General features: G+C 66.1%; 3 protein-coding genes. All 3 read left to right on the forward strand.

Annotated elements, in window-relative coordinates; all coding sequences use genetic code 11:
• Positions 1-296: 296 nt before the first annotated feature.
• Complete coding sequence (sucC, locus tag U9980_RS00480) at positions 297-1,463, forward strand: ADP-forming succinate--CoA ligase subunit beta (RefSeq protein ID WP_322747212.1); 1,167 nt, start codon at positions 297-299, stop codon at positions 1,461-1,463.
• Positions 1,464-1,487: 24 nt separating this feature from the next.
• On the forward strand, positions 1,488-2,363 hold the full coding sequence (sucD, locus tag U9980_RS00485; protein WP_322747213.1) for a succinate--CoA ligase subunit alpha: 876 nt from the start codon (positions 1,488-1,490) through the stop codon (positions 2,361-2,363).
• Positions 2,364-2,499: 136 nt separating this feature from the next.
• The gene (locus tag U9980_RS00490; protein ID WP_322752454.1) at positions 2,500-3,201 is read left to right on the forward strand and encodes a hypothetical protein; all 702 of its coding nucleotides are present in this window, start codon (positions 2,500-2,502) and stop codon (positions 3,199-3,201) included.
• Positions 3,202-3,208 lie beyond the last annotated feature (7 nt).

Below are 3,208 nucleotides of genomic sequence, written 5' to 3' on the forward strand. Positions count from 1 at the left end.
GGGTGGGGGCAGCGGCGGCGCCACGTCCGTTACCGGGATGGTCCGGGGCAAAATTTGCGATCGTCACGATCGGGGACGCGCGTTCGGTGTGATCGCGGTGTCGGCTGCCACAAAGTGCGGCGCCCGACGGCCGGTGCGGGTGATGATGGTGCTGTCCCGGACATACGTGACTGTCCGTCGCGGCAGCCAGCGCGGCTGCCGCGACGGACACGTCAGTAGGCTTGGGACGGTTCTCGTCTCTGTGAACCTTCAACGTTCGATCCTGACCACCGATCTCGTATCCGACTGGACGGACTGTGGATCTCTTCGAATATCAGGCGAAGAAGTTGTTCGCCGATCACGGCGTCCCTGTGCCTTCCGGCAAGGTCGCCACCACCCCCGACGAGGCGCGCGCCATCGCCACCGATCTTGGTGGGCGGGTCGTCGTCAAAGCGCAGGTCAAGGCCGGCGGCCGGGGTAAGGCCGGCGGAGTGAAGGTCGCTGACGGGCCGGCAGACGCCACCACCAAGGCCGCCGCCATCCTTGGGATGGACATCAAGGGTCATACTGTCCACTCGGTACTGGTGGAGCAGGCGAGCGACATCGCCGAGGAGTACTACGCCTCCTTCCTGCTCGACCGGGCGAATCGGACCTTCCTCGCCATGTGCTCCCGCGAGGGTGGGATGGAGATCGAGGAAGTTGCCGCGACCAAGCCTGACGCGCTTGCCCGCATCCCGATCGATCCGCTGACCGGGGTAGATGCGACCGTCGCCCGCCAGATCGCGGTAGCGGCGAAGCTGCCGCAGGCAGCCCTCGACGGCGCCACCGAACTCCTGGTGAAGCTGTGGGACGTCTTCGTCCGGTCCGACGCCACGCTGGTGGAGGTCAACCCGCTGATCCTGACCGCCGACGGCCGCGTGTTGGCCCTGGACGGCAAGGTCAGTCTGGACGAGAACGCGTCCTTCCGACACCCGGACCACGCCGACTTCGTCGATGTCGCGGCGGTGGACCCCCTTGAGCAGCGGGCCAAGGAGAAGAACCTCAACTACGTCAAGCTGTCCGGCCAGGTCGGGATCATCGGTAACGGTGCCGGCCTGGTCATGTCCACCCTGGACGTCGTGACCTACGCCGGTGAGGAGTTCGGTGGCCAGCGGCCCGCCAACTTCCTCGACATCGGCGGCGGCGCGTCCGCGCAGGTGATGGCGGACGGTTTGTCGATCATTCTCTCCGACCCCGCGGTCAAGAGCGTTTTCGTGAACATCTTCGGTGGGATCACCGCCTGCGACGCGGTCGCGAACGGTATCGTGCAGGCCCTCGAGATCGTCGGCGACGTCACCACGCCGCTGGTTGTGAGGCTGGACGGCAACAACGCGGACGAGGGCCGGCGCATCCTCACCGAGGCGAACCTCGACGTGGTCAGGCCGGTGGACACCATGGACGGTGCGGCGAAGCTCGCCGCCCAGCTCGCCGCGGCTGCGGCCTGAGCGGACGGGAAGAGGCTTCCGACAATGGCAATCTGGCTGGACGAGACGTCCAAGATCCTGGTTCAGGGCATCACCGGCTCCGAAGGACGCAAGCACACCGCCCGGATGCTGCGGGCGGGGTCGTTGATCGTCGGTGGTACCAACCCCAAGAAGGCGGGCACCGAGGTCGAGGGTGTCCCGGTTTTCGCGACCGTGGCCGAGACGATCGAGAAGACCGGTGCGGACGTCTCCGTGGTCTACGTCCCGCCAGCGGGGACCAAGGCCGCCGTGATCGAGGCGATCGACGCGGGCATCCCGCTCGTCGTGGTCATCACCGAAGGCGTTCCGGTGCATGACACCACCGATTTCTGGGCGTACGCGCAGTCCAAGGGCAACACGACCCGGATCATCGGTCCGAACTGTCCGGGCATCATCAGTCCGGGCAAGTCGAACGCCGGCATCATCCCGGCGGACATCACCCCGCCTGGTCGCATCGGTCTGGTCAGCAAGAGCGGTACGTTGACCTACCAGATGATGTACGAGCTGCGGGACTTCGGCTTCTCCACCGCCGTCGGTATCGGTGGTGACCCCGTCATCGGCACCACCCACATCGACGCACTCGACGCGTTCCAGGCCGACGACGACACCGACGCGATCGTGATGATCGGTGAGATCGGTGGTGACGCCGAGGAACGCGCCGCCGCGTACATCGAGGCCCATATCACCAAACCGGTCGTCGGGTACGTCGCGGGCTTCACCGCGCCGGAGGGCAAGACGATGGGGCACGCAGGGGCTATTGTGTCCGGATCGTCCGGTACGGCTCAGGCCAAGAAGGAAGCTCTGGAGAAGGCGGGCGTGCGGGTGGGCAAAACTCCTTCGGAGACTGCCCGTCTGATGGCTGACGTCATGCGTTCGTTCTGAAACCCCGTAACCGGGTGTGGTCTGTCGCGTCGGCGGCGGGCCACACCCGGTTATGTCGTTCGCGCTCTAAGAGTAGCGTTCTGGGGTGCAACGGCTAACGTGGTGGGGATAGGTCCATCAGGTCACCGTTGATCGCATGAAGTGGGGTCATTCCGTGCCACGTCTCGCCGGTCGTGACGTACCTAATAACGATCTTGGCGTTCTCATCGCCGGTGCCGTCCTGTTCGTCGCCTCGTTATTCGACTGGTTCTCGGTCGGCAGGTTCGGGGAGAACGCGTGGGGAGTGGGGTTCTTCGCCTACGGTGGCGTGGAGCTCGGGCTGCTCGTGACCGGTCTGGTAGTGGTGCGGACCTTCACCCGCGTTCAGCTGCCGGCCGTGGGTGCCGACTGGGTTCTGATCATCGCAGGGCTCGCGGGGCTCGGCACAATCATGATCATGCTCAAGATGCTGCTCGGTATTGAGAACCTCAACCGTGCCGCGGGGTTGTGGCTCGGGCTCATAGCGTCCATGGCGATCACGGTCTGCGCGGTTCTCAGCGTTCTCGCGAGCGGGTACACCCTGCCAGGGCAGGGCTCTCGCGGTCGCCCTCAGTTCCCCCCCGGCCCCGGCGCTCGGTACGACGCCTCGGGTCGTCCGATACCCGGTGGGTATGGCGAGCCTGGTGCCTATGGGCAACCGCCGCACAGTGGGTACGGGCAACAGAGCCCGTACGGCCAGCCTCCGCAGGGTGGTTATGCGCAGTCGCCGTACGGCCAGCCGCCGCAGGGCGAATCGCCATATGGTCAGCCGCCGCAGGGCGATTTCGGACAGCCGCCCTACGGACAGCGGGACCAGTAGCGCCGGT

Origin of the sequence: Protofrankia sp. Cr1 (assembly GCF_963555865.1) — a bacterium.
Classification (GTDB): Bacteria; Actinomycetota; Actinomycetes; order Frankiales; family Frankiaceae; genus Protofrankia.